The sequence below is a fragment of the Streptomyces sp. NPDC055189 genome (assembly GCF_053606765.1).
Window position 1 is genome coordinate 34,628 of sequence record NZ_JBSGSG010000057.1, and the last position, 22,137, is coordinate 56,764.

Here is a 22,137-nt window from a genome sequence, read left to right on the forward strand (position 1 = left end):
AACGGTGTTCAACCGCCGTTTATACGTGAGCGGGAACGTGACGCCGACAGCAGCCCGGCCGCGCCCCGGCCCCTTGCACCCGCCCCGAGGAGACATCATGTCGCTCACCCGCAGGGACTTCGCCAGACGCTCCGCGATCACCGGTGCGGGGGTCGCCCTCGCAGGCAGCGTCGGCACGCTCGCCACCGCGCCGGGCGCGCTCGCCGCGCAGGAGACGACGGAGGGCGGGGCCGACGGGGCCGATGCGCTCGGCGGCGCCCCCGGCTACGGCCCGCTGCTGCCCGACCCGGACGGCCTGCTCGCGCTGCCCGCCGGATTCTCCTACCGCGTCCTGACCCACAGCGGGAAGACGAAGCTGGAGAGCGGCGAATTCACGCCGTCCAACCACGACGGAACGGCCACCTTCGAGGGCCCGCGCGGCACGACCCTGCTCGTCAACAACCACGAGCTGGCGGGACCGCGCTCGAAGTGGCCGCACCCCGTCCCGCTCACCGAGGGACTCGTCTACGACCCGGCGGCCGCAGGCGGCTGCACCGTCGTCGAGGTCCGCCGCGACGGACACGTCGCCGAATGGGTCGGCATAGCGGGCACCGCCACCAACTGCGCGGGCGGCAGCACTCCCTGGGGCACCTGGCTGACCTGCGAGGAGACCGAGGACCGGGCCGGCCAGAACGGCATGACCAAGGACCACGGCTACGTCTTCGAGGTCGACCCGTACGACAAGCGGGCGAACCGCGCCCCCAAGCCGATCAAGGCGCTCGGCCGCTACGCCCACGAGGCCGTGGTCGTCGACCCCAAACGCGGCCACCTCTACCTCACCGAGGACGCCTCGGGGCCGAACGGCCTGCTCTACCGCTGGACCCCGCCGCACGGCTTCAAGCACGGCCGCGGCAAGCTGCGCACCCTCTCCGACGAGGCGGGCGTCCTGAAGGCGCCCAAGTGCTACGACTCAGGCGGCCGTTTCGTGGACGACCTGTCCCGCGCGACCAGGATCGGCACCGTGTACGGCGTGGACTGGGTCGAGGTCCCCGACCGCGACGCGCGTACGGTTCCGGTGCGCGAGCAGTTCGACGACGGTGACATCACGCGCGCCCGCAAGCTCGAAGGCATGTGGTGGGGCGACGGCGGCGTCTACATCGTCGCCTCCTTCGCCCGCGACGAGAGCCCCGTCCAGCACGACGGGCAGGTGTGGTTCTACCACCCCTCGCGCCGCACCCTCACCCTGAAGGTGCTCCTCGGCGTCAATCCGGACCCTTCCAAGGACGGCCCTTTCGACGGCCCGGACAACATCACCGTCTCTCCTTACGGCGGCCTCGTCATCGCCGAGGACGGCGACGGCATCCAGCACCTCTTCGGGGCGACCGAGCGCGGCCGCACGTACCCGATAGCGCGCAACGAACTCAACGCAGGCACCCCCGAGAAGCCCTCCTACAGCGAGTTCACCGGAGTCACGTTCTCGCCCGACGGAAAGACGCTCTACGCCAACATCCAGTCGCCCGGAATCATGCTGGCGATCACGGGTCCGTGGCGGCGCCGGCGCCCCTGACCGGCGGCCGCCGAAAAAGAATTGGCCCCCCGAAACTCCACTCTCTTAGAGTGAAACTCCTCCCGGTGCGCGGGCAACGGCTACTTCCTCCAAAGAAATCATGCCGCCGCCACTCTGATCTCGGGAGGCAGTAATTCTGAATTCGGGGGAATTCACATGGCACGCTTCAACACCAAGGCCGCGAAGGCGCTCGTCACTTCCGCGGTGAAGTCGACCGGGCGCACCGCGCCGACACACGAGGGCGTCCGGGGCCGTATGCGCGACCCCCGTTCCGAGCTCTTTCTGCTCGCGGTGGCGAATTTCGTTTCCCAGCAGACCTTTTACGAGACCGGTGCCGCCCGCGACCACCGTTTCGCCGCGCTCGTGCGGCGCCTCGCTGTGGAGGACCCCGAGTGGGTCGCGGGCCTGCTCGGCTGGCTGCGGGGCGAGGGCAACATGCGCACGGCCTCGATCGTGGGCGCCGCCGAGTACGTCAAGGCGCGCCTCGACGCCGGCGCCACCGAAGGCCCCGCCAACCGCCAGGTCGTCGCCTCCGTGCTGCGGCGCCCCGACGAGCCCGGCGAGCTGCTCGGGTACTGGACGGCGACGTACGGCCGGAACATCCCCAAGCCCGTCAAGCGCGGCATCGCCGACGCCGTACGCCGGCTGTACGGCGAGAAGGCGCTGCTCAAGTACGACACGGTCTCCAAGGGTTACCGCTTCGGCGACATCCTCAACCTCGTGCACGCCGCGCCCGACGCGGACAAGCCCTGGCAGGGAGACCTCTTCCGGTACGCGCTCGACCGCCGCCACAACCCCGACACCGCCGTCCCGCCCGAGTCCGCCCGCATCCTGGCCGCGCACCGCGAGCTGATGGCGCTGCCGGTCGCCGAGCGGCGCGCGGTGGTCACCGGCGCGGGCGGCGCCGAGCGGCTCGCCGCAGCGGGCATCACCTGGGAGGCGCTCGCGGGCTGGCTGCAGGGGCCGATGGACAAGGCGGCCTGGGAGGCGGTCATTCCGTCCATGGGCGCCATGGCGCTGGTCCGCAACCTGCGCAACTTCGACGAGGCGGGTGTCTCGGACGAGGTGGCGGCAGGCGTCGCGGCGAAGCTCGCGGACCCGGCGCAGGTCGCGAAGTCGCGGCAGTTCCCCTTCCGCTACCTCGCCGCGTACCAGCACGCGCCGTCGCTGCGCTGGGCGTACCCCCTTGAGCAGGCGCTCGGCCACTCGCTGGCCAATGTGCCCGCGCTGCCGGGCCGTTCGCTGATCCTGGTGGACCGCTCCGGCTCGATGTGGTCGCCGCTCTCGGCCCGTTCGCAGCTCAACCGCGCGGACGCGGCCGCGGTCTTCGGTACGGCGCTCGCGTTGCGGGCGGCGGACGCGGACCTCGTCGAGTTCGGCACGAGCAGCTATCGGGTGAAGTGCCGCAAGGGCGAGTCGGTCCTGAAGGTCCTCAAGCGCTTCGGCGACCTCGGCGGCACGAACACCACCGAGGCGGTGCGCCGCTTCTACAAGAAGCACGACCGCGTCCTGATCGTCACCGACGAGCAGGCGGCGTACAACCACCACGGTGGTCCGACCGAGCAGGTTCCGGCGCACGTCCCGGTCTACACCTGGAACCTGGCGGGCTACCGGGTGGGCCACGGCGAGTCCGGCACGGGCAACCGCCATGTGTTCGGGGGGCTTTCGGACGCGGCTTTCCGGATGGTGCAGCTGCTTGAGGCGGGCTCTTCGAGCGACTGGCCGTGGGTGCGGAACTGAGCACGGACAAGGGGCTTGAGGGAACATACCCTCAAGCCCCTTGTCCGCGACGCAGATTGGTATCTAACATTTCAGTGCATGGGAGCCATGCAACCGGTGCGCCGCACCCTCCTGCGGGACCAGGCGTACGCATCGATCCGTGACGCGATCGTCGGCGGGGAGATCCCGCCGGGCAGCATCGTGCGGGACGCCGACCTCGCCGCGTCGCTCGGCCTGTCCCGCGCGCCCGTGCGGGAGGCGTTCTCGCGCCTGGTCGACGAGGGGCTCCTGGAGACCAAACCGCAGAGCCACACCCGTGTGACACCGCTGGACGCCGCCGACGTCAGGGACGCGGCCGCCGTGGTCCGCGCCATGCACGAACTCGTCGCCCGGGGTGCGGTGCCCCGCCTTGAGCCCGCGCACCTCTACGCGATGCGCGATGCCAATCGCCGGTTCGCGGCGGCCGTGGCCTGCGGCGACGTGGACGAGGCGCTGCGGGCCGACGACGACCTGCACGGCATCCTGGTCGCGGCCTGCGGCAACAGCGCGGCCGCCGCCACCATCACCCGCTACACCCCGCTCATCCGCCGCCTGGAGAGGCAGCGCTTCGGCGAGGGCGTGACCTGCGGCTCCGCCGAACTGCACGCACGGCTCATCGACGCGTGCGCGGACGGCGACCCGGACGCGGCGGTGGCCGTCACCACGGAGATCTGGCGCGTCCTGGAAGAACTCGCCCACCCCTGAACCGCCCGGAGGCCCCCGTGTCCGCACCCCTCGACTCCTACGCCCGCTACCCCCTCCTCTTCGGCCCCTCGCCCGTGCACCCCCTGGACCGCCTCACCCACCACCTCGGCGGCGCCGCGCTCTGGGCCAAGCGGGAGGACTGCAACTCCGGCATCGCGTACGGCGGCAACAAGACGCGCAAGCTGGAGTATCTGGTCGCCGACGCCCTCGCGCAGGGCTGCGACACCCTCGTGTCGATCGGCGGCGTCCAGTCCAACCACACCCGCCAGGTCGCGGCCGTCGCCGCCCGCGCCGGACTCAAGTGCGTGCTGATCCAGGAGAGTTGGGTCGACTGGCCCGACTCCGTCTACGACAAGGTCGGCAACATACTCATCAGCAGGCTCGCGGGCGCCGACGTACGCCTCGTGCGCGCCGGATTCGGCATCGGCATCAAGGAGAGCTGGGAGCAGGCGGTGCGCGAGGTCGAGGAGGCGGGCGGCAAGCCGTACGCGATCCCGGCGGGCGCTTCCGAACACCGCCTCGGCGGGCTCGGCTTCGCTCGCTGGGCGTACGAAGTGGTGGAGCAGGAGGAGGAGTTGGGGATCTTCTTCGACACCGTCGTGGTCTGCTCGGTGACCGGGTCCACGCAGGCGGGGATGGTCGCCGGGTTCGCCGCGCTCGCGGAGGAGGGCGGCCGCCCCCGCCGGGTCCTCGGCATCGACGCCTCCGCCGATCCCGACCGGACCCGCGAGCAGATCGCCAGGATCACGCGCGGGACGGCCGAACTGATCGGCGTGCAGACAGAGGTCAAGGACTCCGACATCGAGCTCGACGCGCGCTACCACGCGGGCACCTACGGGCTCCCCGACGAGGCGACCCTGGAGGCGATGCGGCTCGCGGCCCGCACGGAGGGCATGGTGACCGACCCGGTCTACGAGGGAAAGTCGATGGCCGGGATGATCGACCTGGTGGACAGGGGCGAGATCGCGCGGGACGCGACCGTCCTGTACGCCCACCTCGGCGGACAGCCCGCCCTGAACGCCTACAGCGCGCTGTTCTGAGTCCGGCAGCCGGCGCACGGGTTCCGGAAGCCTGCGTTCTGGTCCGGAGGCCCGGCGAGACCCGTGGGGCACACATGTACGCGCGGTGCTACGGGACAACTACGCAATGCTACGGGGAAACATGGATTGTGTGTCGGTTTGATGCCGATGTGAGGACCGTGTGAGCTCGGAGCATGGTGCGGCGGGGTGCGGAGGGCGCATACTCAGAACATGACGAGGCCCCCCGGTACCCGACGCCACCTGCCGAACAGCCCCTTTAACGTTCCCCCGCCGCCCGCACCGCCCATCGAGCAGTTCGCCGTGGGCGACCGGGTCTCTCACGACCAGTACGGACTCGGACGGATCGTCGGAGTCGAAGGCGAGGAAGCAGTGGTCATCGACTTCGCAGGCCGCCAGGGACGGTTCCTGAGTCCCTACCCGAAGCTGGCCAAGCTCTGACCTGACGTACGCCTCCGGGCACGTCCGCACCGCACGACAAGGGGCGGTCGGCGGTGAAGGTCCACCCCTTCACCGCCGACCGCCCCTGCATGTCCCGGCCACCGCGCCCGGGCCTCCCCGGTTACAGCGCCTGAGCCGCGGGCTTCACCATTCCGCGCACCGTACGCGACTTGACGAAGTCACCCATGGCGGTCATTTCCCACTCGCCGGTGAACTGCTTGATCAGCTTGGCCATCATCACGCCCGTCTGCGCCTCGGCGTTGGTGAGGTCGAAGCGGACCAGCTCCTCGCCCGTCCCCGCGTCGAGGAGACGGCAGTACGCCTTGGCGACCTGCGTGAACTTCTGGCCCGAGAACGAGTTCACCGTGAAGACCAGGCCCGTCACGTCCTGCGGGAGACGGCCAAGGTCCACGACGATCACCTCGTCGTCACCGCCGCCCTCGCCCGTGAGGTTGTCGCCGGAGTGCTTGATCGCGCCGTTCACGATCGACAGCTTGCCGAAGTAGCAGCTGTCCACGTGGTTGCGGCTGGGGCCGTACGCGATGACGGAGGCGTCCAGGTCGATGTCCTTGCCGCGGAACGCGGGCTCCCAGCCGAGGCCCATCTTGACCTGCGAGAGGAGCGGCTTGCCGCCCTTGACCAGGGACACCGTCTGGTTCTTCTGGAGGCTGACCCGGCCCTTGTCCAGGTTGATCTTCCCGGCGCCGGGCGCGGGCGCCGGGGGAGCGGCGGGCGCCGCCGGTGCGGCCAGGCGGGGGTCGGAGACCGGCGGGGGCGGACCCTGGACCGGGGCGCCGGTCGGGGGTGCCATCGGGGCGGCGGGTGCGGCGGCGGCCGGAGCGGCCGGGGCCGCGGGCTCCTCGACCGAGACGCCGAAGTCCGTCGCGATGCCCGCAAGGCCGTTCGAGTACCCCTGGCCGACGGCGCGTGCCTTCCACGCGCCGTTGCGCAGATAGACCTCGACGATCACCAGGGCGGTCTCGCCGCCGAGCTGCGGGGGCGTGAACGTGGCGAGGACGGAGCCGTCGTCCGCGTTGCGGATCGTGGCGGTGGGCTCGATGCCCTGGAAGGTCTGTCCCGCCGCGTCCGGGCTCGCGGTGACGACGATCTTCTCGATGCCGGCGGGCACGGCAGTGGTGTCCACCGTGATCTTGTCGGGGGTGGTGCCGCCGCCCGACTGGTAGGTCACGCCGGGGCCCGCGGGCTGGTTGAAGAAGATGAAGTCGTCGTCGGAGCGCACTTTGCCGTCGGCGGTGAGCAGCAGGCCCGATACGTCGAGCCGCACCGGTGCGGCGACGTCCACCGCCACGCGGGTGGCGGTGAGAGGGATGTTCGAGCCGGGTGTCATAGCGGTCATGTCCGGGGTAACGAACGTCCCGGCTTTGCCGTTCCCTTACCTACCGAGATTTCTTCACGGCATTCCCCGAACGCCGGACGAGCCTGATTTCAGCCCGTCCGGCGTTCGAGGACGAACTCGGCGGAGCCGGTGATTCGGGTGCGCCCGCCCGCCGCTAGGACGAAGGCAGCACCACGATCTTCCGGCCCACCCCGGAGGCGAACCGCTCAAGAGCCTCGGGGTACGCCGTCAGCGGCATCCGGTCGCTGATGAACACATCCGGATCGAGGACACCCGCGGCGAACAGCTCCGCAGCCCGCTCGTAGCTGTGCAGGACCGCCATCGACCCGGTGATGGTGATCTCCTGGTTGTAGATCCGGTACGGGTCGATCTCCACCCGCGTCGCGTAGTCGGCCACCCCGAACTGCAGGAACGTACCCGCCTTGGCGACCCGCCCCAGGCCGTCCTGGATCGCGTTCGCGTTGCCCGTGGCGTCGACCACGATGTCCCAGCCCTGCGGCCGGTCGAGCTCGTCCGCCCCCGCGGCCGACCCGGAGACGCCCAACCGGCGGGCCGTGGCGAGGCGGTCCGCGTTGAGGTCCACGACGTCCACGCTCGCGGCGCCCGTCCGCTTGGCGAGCTCCAGCATCATCAGGCCCATCGTCCCGGAGCCGTAGATCAGGACGTGGGCGCCCAGCTGGGCACGGAGCACGTCGTAGCCGCGCACCGCGCAGGACAGCGGCTCGATGAGGGCCGCGTCCTGGGTGCGCACGTGCTCGGGGAGCCGCACGCAGTTGGCGACGGGCGCGACCGCGTACTGGGCCGCGCCGCCCGCGGTGGTGACGCCGATCGCGTTCCAGCGCTCGCAGAGGTTGTTGTGGCCGGTGCGGCAGTAGCGGCACTCGTAGCAGTAGAGCGAGGGGTCGACGGCGACCCGGTCGCCGACCGCGAGCTCCGTGACCTCGCGGCCGAGGCCCACCACCTCCCCGGCGAACTCGTGCCCCGGCACCACCGGCAGCGTGGGGGCGAACTCGCCCTGCAGGATGTGCAGATCGGTCCCGCACAGACCGCACGCGGCGACCTCGACGACGACGTCGCGCGGCCCCGGAGTGGGGTCGGGCACCTCGCCGACCACAGCCTTGCCGACGGACTCGATGATGGCGGCCTTCACTTGACTGCTCCCAACGACAGGCCCTGGACCAGCTTGTCCTGGGCGGCGAACCCCGCGGCGAGTACCGGCAGGGAGATGACGAGCGACGCGGCGCACACCTTCGCGAGGAACAGGCCCTGGCTGGTGATGAAGCCGGTCAAGAAGACGGGCGCGGTCTGGGCGACGACACCCGTGAGCACCCGGGCGAAGAGGAGTTCGTTCCAGCTGAAGATGAAGCAGATCAGGGACGTCGCGGCGATGCCCGGCAGCGCGATGGGGGCGACCACGCGCGCGAGGATGGTCGGCAGGCGTGCCCCGTCGATCTGCGCGGCCTCGATGATCGCGACCGGCACTTCGGCGAGGAAGGACTGCATCATCCACACCGCGATCGGCAGGTTCATCGACGTGTAGAGGATGACGAGCAGCCAGATGTTGTCGAGCATGTCGGTGTTCTTGGCGAAGAGGTAGATCGGAAGCAGGCCGGCCACGATCGGCAGCATCTTCGTCGACAGGAAGAAGAACAGGACGTCCGTCCACTTCTTCACCGGCCTGATGGAGAGCGCGTACGCGGCAGGCAGCGCCAGGAGAAGCACAAGGAGGGTCGAGGCCACCGAGGCGACCGTCGAGTTGATGAGCGAGGGCCAGGGGCTCGCGCCGCCGCCCGAGCCGAAGAAGTCGCGGTAGCCGTCCAGGGTGAGCGAGGCGGCAAGGGACGGCGGGTTGGTGGCCGCGTCCTCCTCCGAGTGGAAGGACGTCAGCGTCATCCAGGCGATGGGCAGGAAGAACAGGATTCCGGCCAGCCAGGCGGCGAGGCCGAGGCCCGCGGAGCCCCGGATGCGGAAGCGGCTGCCGGGCTTGGTGGGTACATGCGTCGCAGCGGTGCTCATGCGCGGGACGCCTCCTCACGGAACAGGGACGAGACGACCCGCAGCGCGAAGGTCGCGATGATGATGGAACCGATGACGACGAGGACGCCGGCGGCGGACGCCAGACCGTTCTCGTGGGCCTGGTAGAAGCTCTGGTAGACGGTGTAGGGCAGGTTGGCGGTGCCGAGGCCGCCCGAGGTGATCGTGAAGACGGCGTCGAAGTTCTGCACGATGTAGATCGAGCCGAGCAGCGCGCCCAGCTCCAGATAGCGGCGCAGATGCGGCAGCGTCAGATAGCGGAACACCTGCCAGTTGCCCGCGCCGTCCATCCGGGCGGCCTCGATGAGCTCGCTGTCGCGGCTCTGCAGTCCCGCGAGCAGGATCAGCATCATGAAGGGCGTCCACTGCCAGATCAGGGAGGCCTCGATGGCGATCAGCGGGGTGTTGGACACCCAGTCGGGCTGGGCCGCGCCGTCGCCGCCCACCCAGTGCAGCAGGCCGTTGAAGAGGCCGTACTCGGGGTTGTAGAGCACGTGCTTCCACAGCAGCGCGGCGGCCACCGGCACGAGCAGGAACGGCGCGATGAGCAACGTACGCACGAATCCGCGGCCCCGGAACTTCCGGTCCAGGAGCAGGGCGAGGCCGAGCCCGATGACGAGGCTGGCCATCACGACGGTGGCCGTGAGCACGATGGTCGTCAGGACGGATTTGCGCAGGTCCGGATCGGTGAGGACCTCGGAGTAGTTGTCGAACCCGGCGAAGCTGCGGGCGTCGGGGTAGAGGGCGTTCCAGTCGAAGAAGGAGATCACCAGCGTGGCCACGAACGGCAGCTGGGTGACGACGACCATGAAGATCAGGGCGGGCAGGAGCGGGGCCCTGGTGGCCCAGGCCCGCAGTCTCCCCGGTGCCTTGGGTCCGGGGGCGCGCGCGGTGGTGGGCGCGACGGCGGTGGTGCTTGCGGTGGCGGTCATCGTCCCTCGTACTCCTCGGCGATCTTCTCGGCGAGCTTCTGTGACTTCTTGAGGGCCGATTCGACGGACTGGCGCCCGGCGATGGCCGCGCTGATCTCCTGGGAGACCTTCGTGCCGAGGTCGGTGAACTCGGGGATGCCGACGAACTGGATGCCGGGCGCGGGCCTGGGCTGCACGCCCGGGTCGGTCGGCCGGGCTCCCTCGATGGCGTCGTGGGTGACGTCCTGGAACGCGGCGGCTTCCTTGACGTACTCGGGGTTCTCGTACGTCGACGAGCGCTTGCCCGCCGGGACGTTGGACCAGCCGATCTTCTCGCCGACCAGCTCCTCGTACTCCTTGCTGGAGGCCCAGGAGACGAACTTCCACGCCTTGTCCGGGTTGCGCGAGGCCTTTTGCAGGCCCCAGGCCCAGGTGTAGAGCCAGCCGGAGTTCTTCGTCTTCTCCACGGGCGCGGGTACGTAGCCGATCTTGCCCTTGACCGGGGACTTGGCGGACTCCAGGGAACCGGCGGCGGCCGTGGCGTCGTACCACATGGCGGTCTTGCCCTGGGTGAGGTTGTTCAGGCATTCGGCATAGCCGGACTGGGCGGCTCCGGACTCGCCGTGCTCGCGCACGAGGTCCACGTAGAACTGTGTCGCCTTCTTGAACTCGGGGGAGTCGAGCCGGGCCTTCCAGTCCTTGTCGAACCAGGTCCCTCCGAAGGTGTTCACCACGCTCGTCAGGGGCGCGATCAGCTCTCCCCAGCCCGGAAGTCCGCGCAGGCAGATGCCCTTCATGCCGGACTCGGCGCCGTCGGCTTCGGCCGCGAGCTTGCCCACCTCCTGCCAGGTGGGGTTCTTCGGCATGGTGAGACCGGCCTTCTTGAAGACGTCCTTGCGGTACATCAGGAAGGACGACTCTCCGTAGAAGGGCTGTCCGTAGAGCTTGCCGTCGTCGCCGGTGAGGGACTGGCGCATGGACGGCAGTACGTCCTTCTCGTCGTACGCCTTGTCCTTCTTGGTGTACGAGCCCAGTTCGTGCAGCCAGTCGTTCTTGGCGTAGATCGGGATCTCGTAGTTGGAGAGCGTGGCGACGTCGTACTGGCCCGCCTGGTTGGCGAAGTCCTGGCTGATCTTGTCGCGGACGTCGTTCTCGGGCAGGACCGTGAAGCTGACCTTGATGCCCGTTTCCTTGGTGAAGTGGGCGGCGGTGAGCTTCTGCAGTTCGACCATCTGCGGGTTGTTCACCATCAGTACGTTGATGGAGTCGCCGGAACCGGTCCCGCCCGCCCCGGCCCAGCAGCCGGAGAGCAGCGGGGCAAGCAGCGTCCCTGCGGCTGCCGCGGCGAGTGCGCGCGACCTCCGTCGGCTCTGGGTTCGCATGAATGCTCCTGGAGTGGATTTTGGGCGTGCGGGATCACGAGAGGTGGGAGGTGTGTGTGAGGGGAGTGAGCGGGGGTGTCAGACGCGGATGACCTGGGGGCCCTGGAGCGAGTAGCGGTGCGCCTCGGAAGCGGGCAGCTGCGTGCTCGTGACGATGGCCTCCAGCTCGCCGACGTGCCCGAACCTGCAGAAGCTCGTCGCCCCGAACTTGGTGTGCACGCCCGCGAACACGGTGCGCCGTGACGCGCGGATGGCCTGCGTCTTCACCTCGCTGACCGCGGGGTCGGGCGTGGTCAGACCGTGCTCGCGGGAGATGCCGTTGGCGCCGATGTAGGCAAGGTCGATGACGAACCCGGCCAGCATGCGGGTCGTCCAGTGGTCGACGGTCGCGAGCGTGCCGGGGCGGACGCGGCCGCCCAGGAGGAGGACGGACATGTTGTCGGCCTCGGCGAGGGCGCCGGCGGTGGCCAGCGACGCCGTGACGATGGTCAGGGGGCGTCCCTTGGCGGCTTCGGGCAGTGCTTCGGCGATGAGCTGCGGGGTGAAGCCCTCGTCGACGAAGACCGTTTCGGCGTCGCCGAGGAGATCGGCGGCCGCGGTGGCGATCCTTCTCTTCTCGGGGACGTGCATGGTGGTGCGGAACGCGAGGGTCGTCTCGAAGCCCGCGCTCTCCACGGGGTAGGCGCCGCCGTGGGTGCGGCGGATCAGACCGTGGTCCTCCAGGGCGCGCAGGTCACGGCGGACGGTTTCCTTGGCGACGCCCAGTTCGGTGGCGAGCGCGGTGACGTCCACGGAGCCGGAGGTCCGTGCGGCCTTGACGATTTCCCGCTGTCGCTCTTCCGCGGTCATGGATGCCGCCTCCTTCCCTGGCTGTGCCCGTTCGGGCCCTGTGGGGAAGTTCTACAGCGGGGGACGGTGCGTGAACAGGCTCGGAGTGCGGGCGATGGTGCCCGTCTCTGCCCGTTTGGCAGAGCTGCGGCCTCTGCTTCGGGCGGAAGGGCTGCCCGTTCGGGGGGTTCGAGTGGCCCGTTTGGTGCCCGGTTCAGGTTCGGGCGGCTCTTCCGCAAGGCCGGAAGGGCTGATTTCAGTCCTTCCGGCCTTCCGGCAGGTGCCCCGCTCTCAGTACGGCCAGACCGGCGGGTTCGTGCAGAAGTGGCCCCCGAGGTTCGCGTGATCCGGGTTCGACGGGTCCAGCTCCCCCTGCTCGGCGACGAGCTTGTCCGCGTACTGCTCGGAGTCGTCCTGCGGTTCGTAGCCGATCGCGCGCGCCGACGAGAGGTCCCACCACAGCCGCGTGTTCGCGGACGAGCCGTAGACCACGGTGTGGCCCACCCCGGTGGCGGTCAGCGCCGCATGGAAGAGCCGGGCGCCGTCGCCGGGGCTCATCCAGACCGACAGCATCCGCACGCTCGTCGGCTCCAGGAAGCACGAGCCGATCCGCACCGAGACCGTCTCGACCCCGTGCTTGTCCCAGTAGAACTGGGCGAGGTCCTCGCCGAAGGACTTGGACAGGCCGTAGAAGGTGTCGGGACGGCGGGGCGTGTCCACCGGGATCAGCGGGTCGTCGCCGACGGGCCGCGGCGTGAACCCCACCGCGTGGTTGGAGGAGGCGAAGACGACACGGCGGACGCCTTCCTCGCGCGCCGCCTCGTAGAGGTTGTACGTCCCCTCGATGTTCGCCCGCATGATCTTGTCGAAGGAGGACTCCAGGGAGATGCCCGCGAGATGGATGACCGAGTCGACACCCCGTACGGCCTCCCGCAGCGCCTTCTTGTCGGAGAGGTCCGCCGTGATCGCGTCGGGCTCGCCCTCGATGGGCCGCACATCGAGCAGCCGCAGTTCGTGGCCGTACGCCGGAAGGAGCCCCCGCATCAGGGTGCCGAGGCCGCCTGCGGCGCCGGTGAGCAGGACGGTGCGGGGAGCGGGCATGAGGGGGTCTCCTCAGAGTTCGTGTGTGCGTACAGCATTCACATCCGTGGACAAAGTAAGGATCAACGCCGCGTCGAGTCAAGTGTCGTACGGAGGCGGAGAATCCGCTGCTCGATCGCGGTTCTCTTCTCGATCTCTTCCCGATCTATTGCCGACCTCGCGGCTTGACCGGGGCTCAGGAGGCGGCTTAGCGTGGGTGCGTTCAGAAATATGGACGTGGATCAGAAACGTGCACGCTTAGGGAGAGCCCGTGACGTCAGCACCCCTCGCCGATCGACTCAATGTCCCCAGCGGGCCGCTGTTCTTCCCGGTCACCGCCTACGGCCCGGACGGCTCGGTCGACCTCGACGTCTTCCGCGCGCACGTGCGCGCGGGCGTCGAAGCGGGCGCGGCGGCCGTGTTCGCCTGCTGCGGCACCGGCGAGTTCCACGCCCTGACGCCCGAGGAGTTCCGGGCGTGCGTCGCCGCGGCCGTCGAGGAGTCGGCGGGCCGGGTGCCGGTGGTCGCGGGCGCCGGGTACGGCACCGCGCTCGCCGTGCGGTACGCGAAGCTCGCCGAGGAAGCGGGCGCCGACGGACTCCTCGCGATGCCGCCCTATCTCGTCGTCGCCGGGCAGGAAGGGCTGCTCGCGCACTACGCCGAACTGGCCGCGGCGACCTCGCTCGACGTCATCGTCTACCAGCGCGACAACGCCGTGTTCACTCCGGAGACGGTGGTCGAGCTCGCCCGCACCGAGGGCATCATCGGCTTCAAGGACGGCCTCGGCGACATGGACCTGATGCAGCGCATCGTCAGCGCCGTGCGCGCGGAAGTCCCCGGAGAGTTCCTCTACTTCAACGGACTGCCCACCGCCGAGCTCACCGGGCTCGCCTACCGGGGCGTCGGCGTCACGCTCTACTCGTCGGCGGTCTTCTGCTTCGCGCCCGACATCGCGCTCGCCTTCCACCGGGCCTTCAACGCCGGGACCCCCGAGGGTGACGCTCTCGTGAACCGGCTCATCGACGGCTTCTACCGGCCCTTCGTGGAGCTGCGCGCCGAGGGGCGCGGATACGCCGTCTCGCTCGTCAAGGCGGGCGTGCGCATGGCGGGGCTCGACGTCGGCGGGGTGCGGACGCCGCTGCACGAGCCCGCCGACGAGCACATCAAGCGCCTGGCCGAACTGACCGAGCGCGGGCGCGCCCTGGTGCGGGAGGAGAGCGCGTGAGGACCTCCGCCTTCCTGTACCCCTGGGACGTCGTCGGCGACCCCGGTGCGCCCCGCCGCATCGCGGACCTCGGCGTCCGGCAGGTCACCCTCGCCTCCGCCTACCACTCCACGCGCGCGCTGACCCCCCGCCACCCCCGCCACCGCATCGTCACCGCCGAACACGCGGCGGTCCTTTACGAGCCCGGCGACCGGTGGCAGGGACGCGAACTGCGCCCGTACGCGGCCGGGGACTGGGCCCCCGGCGACGCCTACGGAGAGGCCGCCGGCGCACTGGCGGACGCCGGGCTCGACGTACACACCTGGGTGGTCCTCGCCCACAACTCCCGTATGGGCGCCGACCATCCGGACACCTCGGTCGTCAACGCCTACGGAGACCGCTACCCCTGGGCCCCCTGCATCGCACGGCCCGCCACGCGCGCGTACCTCGTCGACCTCGCGGCGGAGGCCGCCGTGCGCCCCGGTGCGCGCGGCACCGAGCTGGAGTCCCTCGGCTGGTACGGCCTCGCGCATCTGCACGCCCACGACAAGATCGCGGGAGTGCCGCTCGGGGAGGCCGGTCAGTACCTGATGTCGCTGTGCTTCTGCGCGGACTGCCGTGCGGGGTACGCGAGTCGGGGGCTCGCCCCCGACGACCTCGCGGCCGGGGTCCGCGGCGCCCTGGAGCCCGTGTGGCGCGGCGAGGAGCCTTCCGGCGGCTGGGAGGCGGTGGAGAAGCTGCTCGGCGCCGGGACGGCGGCCGCCACGCGCGCGTGGCGCGAGGAAACCGCCCGCACCCTCCAGGAGGCGGCGATCGCGGCCGTGCGCGCGGCGGCCCCGGACGGCTTCCGGGTGCTGCTGCACGCCGACCCGGTGGCGTATCACTGCGGCGCCAATGCCGGAGTCGACCCGGAGCACATCCTCTCCGTGGCCGACGGCGTGGTCGTGCCCTGCACGGGCGGCGCCGGGGCCCTTGTGCCCTTCGACGCGCACCGCACGGCCCGCACCACCCTCGCCGCGAACTTCACCGTCGTCTCCGGCATGGGCGGCAGCCCCGCCACCCTCGCCGCCGACGCCGCGCACGCGGTCACGCTTGGCGCCGACGAACTGCGGCTGTATCACGCCGGATTGGCATCCGACGCTGATCTGGCGCTCGTGACCAAGGCCCTGGAGCACCTCGAACAGCCTCCGCCGCACCGGAAATAGCCTCTGTCGCACCGGAAGTGGAAGCGGTTACCATCCGCGCAACCATTTCGCTCCAGTACGAGGAGACAAGGTGCGCAACAAGGGGATATCGGCGCTGGTCTGTGCCGGGTTCATGGCGGGCGCGGCGGTACTCGGCGGGGCCGTGCCCGCCGCCGCGCAGGCCGGTGACGCGCAGGCCGGTGACGGGCGGGCCGGCGCCGCAACCGACATCCGGGAGCGGCTGGAGAAGATCCCCGGCATGAAGGTCGTCTCGGTGGCCGACCGGGAGGGCTACCCCTTCTACACGCTCACCTACGCCCAGCCCGTCGACCACGGCAACCCCCGCGCCGGTACGTTCACCCAGCGCGCCACGCTCTGGCACAAGGCCACGGACAAGCCGACCGTCCTCTACACCGGCGGCTACACCCTGGCGTCCAACACCACCGCCCTCACCAAGCTGATCGACGCCAACCAGGTCAGCGTCGAACACCGCTACTTCGAGCAGTCCCGCCCCACGGGCGCCGCCGGTGCCGACTGGTCCAAGCTCACCATTCAGCAGGAAGCCGCCGACGAGCACCGCCTCACGCAGGCGCTGCGCGGCATCGAAAAGGGCAAGTGGCTCGGCACGGGCGCCAGCAAGGGCGGCATGACGGCGACGTACCACGAGCGCTTCTACCCCGGCGATCTCGACGCGGTCGTCGCGTTCGTGGCCCCGAACGACGCGAACAACAGGGACGACAGCGGCTACGAGCGGTTCTTCAAGACCGTCGGCACGGCCGAGTGCCGGGCCGCGCTGAACGCCGTGCAGCGCGAGATGCTTCTGCGCCGTGCGGCGCTGCTGCCCAAGTTCGAGGCCGACGCGAAGGAGGCCGGCGACACCTTCGAGGAGACGCTCGGCACCACCGACCGCGCCTACGAGTTCGCGGTGCTCGACCAGGTGTGGAACTTCTGGCAGAGCGGCACCATCGACAACTGCCCGACCGTGCCCGACGCGAAGAAGGCCACCGACGACGAGCTCTACGACTGGTCGAAGAAGCACGGCTTCAGCGTCTACCAGGACGAGACCCTCGGCACGAACGGCACGGGCCCCTACTACCGCCAGGCCGCGACTCAGCTCGGCTGGGCCGACCTGGAGTTCAAGCACCTCAGGGACGTCCGCCGCTACCCGGACATCTACCAGCCCAACTCGGTCCTTCCCGAGGCGATGCGCGGCTCGTACAACAACAGCACCACCGCCGACGTCGACCGCTGGGTGAAGACCCGGGGCCAGCGGATGATGTTCATCTACGGCGAGAACGACCCGTGGAGCGCGGAGAAGTTCACCCCGAGCCACCGCGACTCCTACCGCTACGAGGTCCCCGGCTCCAACCACGGCGCCTCCATCGCCAAGCTGCCCGCCGCCGAACAGGCCGAGGCGACCGCGACGATCAAGCGCTGGGCGAACGTGAAATAGCGATGAGTTCCGGGCGCCGGCCGGTCTACAGGGCAAGGCAGCGGTCCGAGGGGGCGGGGCCGCCTGGATTCGGGAGGACCCATGTCGCAGATGATTGACTTCGCGCCGCAGGCCCGGCTTGTGGCGGCCGTCGCCGAAGGTGTCGCCGACGAGCAGCTCGAAGGGGCCACGCCCTGTCCGGAGTACCGGGTGCGCCATCTCCTCGGCCACCTGATCCATCTGACCGGCGCGTTCCGGGACGCCGCGCGCAAGGACTTCGGGCCCCACCTGGACCGGGATCCGGGCAGTGTCGTGCCGGACGCCGGCCCCGAGTGGCGTGCCGCTCTGCCGAAGCTGCTGGACGAGCTGGCGCAGGCGTGGCGCGACCCGGCCGCGTGGGAGGGCATGACCCGCGCGGGCGGTCTCGATCTGCCGGGGGCCGTCGCGGGTGCCGTCGCCATGGACGAGCTCGTCGTGCACGGCTGGGACCTGGCGCGGGCGACGGGCCAGGCGTATGAGCCCGACGTGGTGAGCCTCGGGGTGGCCGAGGCCCTGCTCACGCCCGAGGAGGGGGACAGGTCGGGGAACAGCCTGTTCGGGGCCGTGGTCCCGGTGCCGGACGACGCACCGCTCCTGGACCGGGTGATCGGTCTCAGCGGCCGGGACCCCGGCTGGGCGCCGGGCGCGTAGGGCGCGGCGCCCGGGCAGCGCTTCAGTACCGGGCTTTCCCCGGATCAGGTATCGATCGGGCAAAGGGTCTCGCGGCGCACCGTGTGATGCGCGTAGACAGTGCGCGTAGACAGGTGTTGACCTGCTCGAACTCATTGCCCCTGTACAGGCCCCGAGGCCCTGATCCTGATCCGGAGAAATCGACCCATGCACAAGCCCCTACGGGTGGCGGGCATCGCCACCGCCTGTGCCGTCGCCGGCGCCGCGCTGTACGGCACAGGCGCCGCCACCGCCGACGACGCATCGGCGCGGCACACCGCCGAACCGCAGAACATCGGCCTGCTCGTCGGCGAGATCGACGACTACTACGGCGCGTACCAGGACGCCGACGGCGTCTGGCGGTCCTCGCCCGACAGCCCCTACGCCAAGGACCTGGCGCGCATCCAGGCCAAGGCGAAGAAGGACATCAGGAAGGCCGCCGCGCGCGGTGCGAAGGGCGGTGGCCATGGAGCGAAGGGCCACGGTCACGGCAAGAAGCCCGCGATCGTCCTCGACGTGGACGACACCTCGCTGCTGAGCTTCGACTACGAGAAGTCCACCAACTACACGTACAACAACAGCACGTGGGACGCGTACGTGAAGGCGGCCAAGCGCCCCGCCGTCTTCGGCATGCCCGAACTCGTCGCGTACGCCAAGGACAAGGGCGTCGAGGTCTTCTTCCTGACCGGCCTGAGCGAGGCCCAGCGCGAGGGCGCCGTCACCAACCTCGCCAAGGCCGGGTACGACACGAAGCTCGACACCGAGCACGTGTTCACCAAGAACAAGACCGCCCCGCCCGCCTATCTGAGCAACTGCGCCACGCCCGCCAAGTGGGAGTGCACCACCGTGCAGTTCAAGGAAGGCACCCGCAAGCACATCGAGTCGACCGGCTACGACATCGTCGGCAGCTTCGGCGACCAGGTCTCCGACCTCGCGGGCGGATACGCGGACAAGACATACAAGTTGCCCAATCCGACGTACTTCGTGGAGTAGGGACGCCCCGTCGGCACTCTGCATCGCGAGATAGGTTGTATTCCTGACTAGGTCGCTCTACGGTCTAGGTAGCTCACATGCTCATGGGGTCGTGCGGGTGGTGCGGCATGCGCCGCGCACCGCGCGACCCCGTCGGGAAGGGGGAATCCCATGACCATCTCGCCGGACTTCTCAGTCGCCTCGACCGCCGTCACGGCCGTGCTCGGCGCCTATCTGCTGCTCGGTGAGCCCTGGCTCGGCCGCCGCCTCTACGGCTCGCTGGCCCGCCGCCGGGACGCCGAACCGCGAGCCCTCGTCGGCTACTTCACCTTCGTGCTCGTCTTCTGGTGGGTCCTCGCCGCGCTCGCCGTGGCGGCCCTGCTGCTCTCACCGGACATGACCGCCGCCGACCTCGGCATCGCGGCACCCGAATCGCCGGTGTCCGCGGCCATCATCGTCGTCGCGTTCCTGGCGGTCACGGTGACGTCGGGGCGCAATATGCGGACCCTCGCCCAAAGCGGCAGGAACGTGCCGGGGCTCGCCTCCATCCAGGCGATGCTGCCGCGCACGGCACAGGAGCGCCGCCTCGCGATCGCCGTCGCCGTGACCGACGGGATCTGCGCCGAATTCGTCTACCGCGGGCTCCTGATCGCCTTCGGCGTCGGCGTGCTGGGCCTCAACCTCTATGCGGCGGCGACCCTTTCGGTGCTCGTGTACGCCCTCGCCGGTCTCTACCAGGGCCGCAGCGGCGCCATCGCCTTCGCCCTCGTCGGAGTGCTGTTCGCCGGGCTCTATGTGTCGACCGGGAGCCTGCTGCTGCCCGTCGTCATCCATGTCGCCCTCTCCGTAAGGGACTTGACGCTCCCCGAGCCCGAGCCGATCGGCAGCGTGCCCGTGCACGCGCCCGCTCCGAAGGGAAGCTGACCATGGCCGCACCCGCCTCCGGAGGCGCGAAGACCGACCGCCGGGCCAGCTGGTTCAAGGGCGTGCTCGATCTGCTCGTGCTCGCCAGCCTCACCGACGGCGAGAGCTACGGCTACGAGATCGCCAAGCTGCTCGGCGCCGCCGGGTTCGGCCAGATCAAGGGCGGCACGCTCTATCCCGTGCTCAACCGCCTGGAGGAGGCGGGCCTGGTCGCCGCGGAGTTCCGGGCCACCGAGAAGGGCCCCGGCCGGCGCTACTACTCCCTGACGGACGCCGGGCGCGCCACGCTCGGCGAACAGGGCGGCCTCTGGCTGGCCTTCGACGGATCCGTGCGCGAGGTCCTGGCGAAGGCGGGTGTGCGATGACCTACTTCGACGACCTCGCCGAGCGGCTGCGGGAGCAGGGGGTGCCGTCCGACCGCGTGGCGACGACCCTCGCCGATCTGGCCGCGCACCTGGAGGAGTCGGGCGGCGCGGACCCGGAGTCGGAGTTCGGACCCGCCGACGAGTTCGCCCGCGAGCTGGTGCCCGCGGAGGGGCAGGGGCCCGCCGCACCTGACGCGCACGTCGAGACGTGGCGGTGGACCGCCGACACGTACGTCGACGAGGAGCTCCTGAACCGCTTCGGCGGCGAGGGGTGGGAGGTCGAGCGGGTGGACGCGCTCGGGCGCTTCGTCAGCCACCGGGACCTGGAGAGCCCGCAGCGCTGGGAGTACCGGCGTGAGCTGGTCACGCGGGGGCGTGAAGGGCTCGACGAACGGCTTGCTCCCGACGGCTGGGAGGCGTGCGGCAACTGGATCGTCTACGCGTGGTTCAAGCGGCCGGTGGCTGCGAGCCTCGGGCCGGGCGCGGAGATCTCGGAGCCGCCGGAGGTGCCGGAGCGGGGGCGGTTCTTCAGCCGGCGGTTCTATGTGCTGGTGGCCGTCGCGGGGGCGGCCGTCGTCCTGGCGGGCGTGGCCGTCGCCGTCGACGACGGCCACGCCGACAGCGGGATCGGCTTCGCCGTGGGGATGGTGACGGGGCCCTTGGGCCTGTTCGCCGGTCTCTGGGCCGTGCAGGTGTGGCGAGCGCGCCGCTGACCCCTCACCGCTCACCGCCTCTGCCGTGGGCGGCCGCTAGTTCAGGGCCGCCGACATCATCGCCTTCGCGATGGGCGCCGCCAGGCCGTTGCCGCTCACCTCGGACCGCGCCGCGCTCGACGACTCGACGATGACCGCCACCGCGACCTCCTTGCCGTCGCTGCCCTTGGCGTACGAGGTGAACCAGGCGTACGGCGTCTTGCTGTTGTTCTCGCCGTGCTGGGCCGTGCCCGTCTTGCCGCCCACGTCCGCGCCGCTGATCCGCGCGTTCGTGCCCGTGCCCTTCTCGACGACCGTCTCCATCGCCGACTGGAGCTGACTGGCCGTGTCCTCGCTCATCACCCGCTGGGAGTCCGCGTCGTCGTAGGACTCCAGGACGTCGCCGCCCGAATCGGAGACCCGGGACACCATGTGCGGCGAGACCAGCTCACCGCCGTTGGCGATCGCTCCGGAGACCATCGACATCTGGAGCGGCGTCGCCGTCACGTCGAACTGGCCGATGCCGGTCAGCGCCGTCTGGGCCTTGTCCATGTCCGAGGGGTAGACGCTTTCGGACGCGCGCACCGGCACATCCAGCTTGTCGGTGTTGAAGCCCATCTTCTCGGCCATCGACTTGACCTTGTCCTGGCCCAGGTCGACGGCCATCTTCGCGAAGACGTTGTTGCACGAGTACTGCAGGCCCGTACGGATCGACGCGTCCTCGCAGGGCGCGCTCGCGCTCTCGTTCTTCAGGTCGGTGGTCGTGCCGGGCAGCCTGTACGGATTCGGGCTGTCGGTCTTCGTGTCCGCCGAGCCGTAGAGCCCATCCTCCAGGGCCGCCGCCGCGACGACCAGCTTGAACGTCGAACCCGGCGGCAGCGGCTGCCGTATCGCGCGGTTGACCAGCGGCTTGTCCTCGTCCTTCAGGAGTGAGCTCCACTCCTTGGAGTCCGTGGAGCCGCTGATGTCCGAGGGGTCGTACGACGGGGTCGACACCATGCCGAGGATCTTGCCCGTCTTCGGGTCGACGGCGACCGCCGCGCCCTTCTTGTCGCCGAGCGACTTGTACGCGGCCTTCTGCACCGCGGGGTCGATCGTCGTGACCACGTCACCCGGATCGGCGCGCTTGCCGGTGACCGTGTCCAGCGGGTTCTTCAGCCGAGTGTCGGTGCCGTCGAGGACGTCCTTGTAGATGCCCTCCAGCTGCGTCGCCCCGTACACCTGCGAGCTGTAGCCCGTGACGGACGAGTACAGGTCGCCGTCCTTGTACGTGCGCTTGTACTTGAGGTCGCTGCCCTTCGTCCGCTCGGAGCCGGTGACGGCGTCACCGCCCACGATGATGTTGCCGAGCGGGTTCGCGTACTGCTCGATCGCGTTGCGCCGGTTCAGCTTGTCGTCCGCGAGCGCCTTCGAGTCGTAGAACTGCACCCAGGTCGCCCGCACAAGGAGGGCGACCACGAGCAGCAGTGTGAAGACTGAGGCGCGCCTGATCGTCTTGTTCATCCCGTAAAAGGACGAGCGGCGCGGATGTATTCGTTCCGTTCTGCCGGGTTTCTCAGAGATTCTTCATACTGCGG

The 22,137-nt window shown here is 70.1% G+C and carries 21 protein-coding genes; 13 read left to right on the forward strand and 8 right to left on the reverse strand.

Going from position 1 to position 22,137, the window contains the following annotated elements:
- Positions 1 to 97 precede the first annotated feature (97 nt).
- The 5 genes from ACWFR3_RS31195 (at position 98) to ACWFR3_RS31215 (ending at position 5,487) form a co-directional block, all read left to right on the forward strand.
- Positions 98 to 1,546: an alkaline phosphatase PhoX gene (locus ACWFR3_RS31195; protein WP_453738002.1), complete on the forward strand. Its 1,449-nt coding sequence runs from the start codon at positions 98 to 100 to the stop codon at positions 1,544 to 1,546.
- A 156-nt stretch (positions 1,547 to 1,702) separates the two neighbouring features.
- Complete coding sequence (locus tag ACWFR3_RS31200; RefSeq protein WP_453738003.1) at positions 1,703 to 3,286, forward strand: TROVE domain-containing protein; 1,584 nt, start codon at positions 1,703 to 1,705, stop codon at positions 3,284 to 3,286.
- Positions 3,287 to 3,364: 78 nt separating this feature from the next.
- A complete protein-coding gene (locus tag ACWFR3_RS31205; RefSeq protein ID WP_453738004.1) occupies positions 3,365 to 4,009 on the forward strand; it encodes a GntR family transcriptional regulator in 645 nt (214 codons plus the stop codon).
- A gap of 17 nt (positions 4,010 to 4,026) precedes the next feature.
- Positions 4,027 to 5,049 carry a 1-aminocyclopropane-1-carboxylate deaminase gene (locus tag ACWFR3_RS31210; protein ID WP_453738005.1) on the forward strand — a complete coding sequence of 341 codons (1,023 nt, stop codon included), beginning with the start codon at positions 4,027 to 4,029 and terminating at the stop codon, positions 5,047 to 5,049.
- Between the two features lie 210 nt (positions 5,050 to 5,259).
- Positions 5,260 to 5,487 carry a CarD family transcriptional regulator gene (locus ACWFR3_RS31215; RefSeq protein ID WP_135329399.1) on the forward strand — a complete coding sequence of 76 codons (228 nt, stop codon included), beginning with the start codon at positions 5,260 to 5,262 and terminating at the stop codon, positions 5,485 to 5,487.
- 121 nt (positions 5,488 to 5,608) lie between these two features.
- Here ACWFR3_RS31215 and ACWFR3_RS31220 read toward each other — a convergent pair whose 3' ends face one another.
- The 7 genes from ACWFR3_RS31220 to ACWFR3_RS31250 form a co-directional block, all read right to left on the reverse strand.
- Positions 5,609 to 6,835, reverse strand: a complete 1,227-nt coding sequence (locus ACWFR3_RS31220) for a TerD family protein (RefSeq protein WP_453738029.1) — start codon at positions 6,833 to 6,835, stop codon at positions 5,609 to 5,611.
- Between the two features lie 163 nt (positions 6,836 to 6,998).
- Positions 6,999 to 7,994, reverse strand: a complete 996-nt coding sequence (locus ACWFR3_RS31225; RefSeq protein WP_453738006.1) for a zinc-dependent alcohol dehydrogenase family protein — start codon at positions 7,992 to 7,994, stop codon at positions 6,999 to 7,001.
- Positions 7,991 to 8,860 carry a carbohydrate ABC transporter permease gene (locus ACWFR3_RS31230; RefSeq protein WP_453738007.1) on the reverse strand — a complete coding sequence of 290 codons (870 nt, stop codon included), beginning with the start codon at positions 8,858 to 8,860 and terminating at the stop codon, positions 7,991 to 7,993. Before ACWFR3_RS31230 ends, ACWFR3_RS31225 begins: the two co-directional genes overlap by 4 nt.
- On the reverse strand, positions 8,857 to 9,810 hold the full coding sequence (locus ACWFR3_RS31235) for a carbohydrate ABC transporter permease (protein ID WP_453738008.1): 954 nt from the start codon (positions 9,808 to 9,810) through the stop codon (positions 8,857 to 8,859). Before ACWFR3_RS31235 ends, ACWFR3_RS31230 begins: the two co-directional genes overlap by 4 nt.
- Positions 9,807 to 11,171: an ABC transporter substrate-binding protein gene (locus tag ACWFR3_RS31240; RefSeq protein WP_453738009.1), complete on the reverse strand. Its 1,365-nt coding sequence runs from the start codon at positions 11,169 to 11,171 to the stop codon at positions 9,807 to 9,809. The genes ACWFR3_RS31235 and ACWFR3_RS31240 overlap by 4 nt, the downstream gene beginning before the upstream one ends.
- Positions 11,172 to 11,249: 78 nt before the next feature.
- A complete protein-coding gene (locus ACWFR3_RS31245; RefSeq protein ID WP_453738010.1) occupies positions 11,250 to 12,020 on the reverse strand; it encodes a DeoR/GlpR family DNA-binding transcription regulator in 771 nt (256 codons plus the stop codon).
- 270 nt (positions 12,021 to 12,290) lie between these two features.
- Positions 12,291 to 13,100 (reverse strand): NAD-dependent epimerase/dehydratase family protein, encoded by an 810-nt coding sequence (locus ACWFR3_RS31250; RefSeq protein WP_453738011.1) that lies wholly within the window; start codon positions 13,098 to 13,100, stop codon positions 12,291 to 12,293.
- 250 nt (positions 13,101 to 13,350) lie between these two features.
- Here ACWFR3_RS31250 and ACWFR3_RS31255 point away from each other — a divergent pair, with 250 nt between their 5' ends.
- From ACWFR3_RS31255 to ACWFR3_RS31290, 8 genes are all read left to right on the forward strand, one after another.
- Positions 13,351 to 14,304, forward strand: a complete 954-nt coding sequence (locus ACWFR3_RS31255; RefSeq protein ID WP_453738012.1) for a 5-dehydro-4-deoxyglucarate dehydratase — start codon at positions 13,351 to 13,353, stop codon at positions 14,302 to 14,304.
- Positions 14,301 to 15,488, forward strand: a complete 1,188-nt coding sequence (locus ACWFR3_RS31260) for a hypothetical protein (protein ID WP_453738013.1) — start codon at positions 14,301 to 14,303, stop codon at positions 15,486 to 15,488. Before ACWFR3_RS31255 ends, ACWFR3_RS31260 begins: the two co-directional genes overlap by 4 nt.
- Before the next feature lie 70 nt (positions 15,489 to 15,558).
- A complete protein-coding gene (locus ACWFR3_RS31265; protein ID WP_453738014.1) occupies positions 15,559 to 16,920 on the forward strand; it encodes a S28 family serine protease in 1,362 nt (453 codons plus the stop codon).
- An 81-nt stretch (positions 16,921 to 17,001) separates the two neighbouring features.
- Positions 17,002 to 17,589 carry a TIGR03086 family metal-binding protein gene (locus tag ACWFR3_RS31270; RefSeq protein ID WP_453738015.1) on the forward strand — a complete coding sequence of 196 codons (588 nt, stop codon included), beginning with the start codon at positions 17,002 to 17,004 and terminating at the stop codon, positions 17,587 to 17,589.
- A 186-nt stretch (positions 17,590 to 17,775) separates the two neighbouring features.
- The gene (locus ACWFR3_RS31275) at positions 17,776 to 18,600 is read left to right on the forward strand and encodes an HAD family acid phosphatase (RefSeq protein WP_453738016.1); all 825 of its coding nucleotides are present in this window, start codon (positions 17,776 to 17,778) and stop codon (positions 18,598 to 18,600) included.
- A gap of 150 nt (positions 18,601 to 18,750) precedes the next feature.
- Entirely contained in the window at positions 18,751 to 19,503 is a 753-nt protein-coding gene (locus ACWFR3_RS31280; protein ID WP_453738017.1) for a CPBP family intramembrane glutamic endopeptidase, read from the forward strand.
- 2 nt (positions 19,504 to 19,505) lie between these two features.
- Entirely contained in the window at positions 19,506 to 19,868 is a 363-nt protein-coding gene (locus ACWFR3_RS31285; RefSeq protein WP_453738018.1) for a PadR family transcriptional regulator, read from the forward strand.
- A complete protein-coding gene (locus tag ACWFR3_RS31290; RefSeq protein ID WP_453738019.1) occupies positions 19,865 to 20,581 on the forward strand; it encodes a hypothetical protein in 717 nt (238 codons plus the stop codon). Before ACWFR3_RS31285 ends, ACWFR3_RS31290 begins: the two co-directional genes overlap by 4 nt.
- 36 nt (positions 20,582 to 20,617) lie before the next feature.
- Here ACWFR3_RS31290 and ACWFR3_RS31295 read toward each other — a convergent pair whose 3' ends face one another.
- Entirely contained in the window at positions 20,618 to 22,063 is a 1,446-nt protein-coding gene (locus ACWFR3_RS31295) for a peptidoglycan D,D-transpeptidase FtsI family protein (protein WP_453738020.1), read from the reverse strand.
- Positions 22,064 to 22,137 lie beyond the last annotated feature (74 nt).

Bases quoted from the DNA above. Each gene is read 5' to 3' on its own strand.
- ACWFR3_RS31195 (WP_453738002.1), top strand. From the start codon at position 98: ATGTCGCTCACCCGCAGGGACTTCGCCAGACGCTCCGCGATCACCGGT.
- ACWFR3_RS31200 (WP_453738003.1), top strand. From the start codon at position 1,703: ATGGCACGCTTCAACACCAAGGCCGCGAAGGCGCTCGTCACTTCCGCG.
- ACWFR3_RS31205 (WP_453738004.1), top strand. From the start codon at position 3,365: ATGGGAGCCATGCAACCGGTGCGCCGCACCCTCCTGCGGGACCAGGCG.
- ACWFR3_RS31215 (WP_135329399.1), top strand. From the start codon at position 5,260: ATGACGAGGCCCCCCGGTACCCGACGCCACCTGCCGAACAGCCCCTTT.
- ACWFR3_RS31220 (WP_453738029.1), bottom strand. From the start codon at position 6,835: ATGACACCCGGCTCGAACATCCCTCTCACCGCCACCCGCGTGGCGGTG.
- ACWFR3_RS31230 (WP_453738007.1), bottom strand. From the start codon at position 8,860: ATGAGCACCGCTGCGACGCATGTACCCACCAAGCCCGGCAGCCGCTTC.
- ACWFR3_RS31235 (WP_453738008.1), bottom strand. From the start codon at position 9,810: ATGACCGCCACCGCAAGCACCACCGCCGTCGCGCCCACCACCGCGCGC.
- ACWFR3_RS31240 (WP_453738009.1), bottom strand. From the start codon at position 11,171: ATGCGAACCCAGAGCCGACGGAGGTCGCGCGCACTCGCCGCGGCAGCC.
- ACWFR3_RS31245 (WP_453738010.1), bottom strand. From the start codon at position 12,020: ATGACCGCGGAAGAGCGACAGCGGGAAATCGTCAAGGCCGCACGGACC.
- ACWFR3_RS31250 (WP_453738011.1), bottom strand. From the start codon at position 13,100: ATGCCCGCTCCCCGCACCGTCCTGCTCACCGGCGCCGCAGGCGGCCTC.
- ACWFR3_RS31270 (WP_453738015.1), top strand. From the start codon at position 17,002: ATGTCGCAGATGATTGACTTCGCGCCGCAGGCCCGGCTTGTGGCGGCC.
- ACWFR3_RS31275 (WP_453738016.1), top strand. From the start codon at position 17,776: ATGCACAAGCCCCTACGGGTGGCGGGCATCGCCACCGCCTGTGCCGTC.
- ACWFR3_RS31280 (WP_453738017.1), top strand. From the start codon at position 18,751: ATGACCATCTCGCCGGACTTCTCAGTCGCCTCGACCGCCGTCACGGCC.
- ACWFR3_RS31285 (WP_453738018.1), top strand. From the start codon at position 19,506: ATGGCCGCACCCGCCTCCGGAGGCGCGAAGACCGACCGCCGGGCCAGC.
- ACWFR3_RS31290 (WP_453738019.1), top strand. From the start codon at position 19,865: ATGACCTACTTCGACGACCTCGCCGAGCGGCTGCGGGAGCAGGGGGTG.
- ACWFR3_RS31295 (WP_453738020.1), bottom strand. From the start codon at position 22,063: ATGAACAAGACGATCAGGCGCGCCTCAGTCTTCACACTGCTGCTCGTG.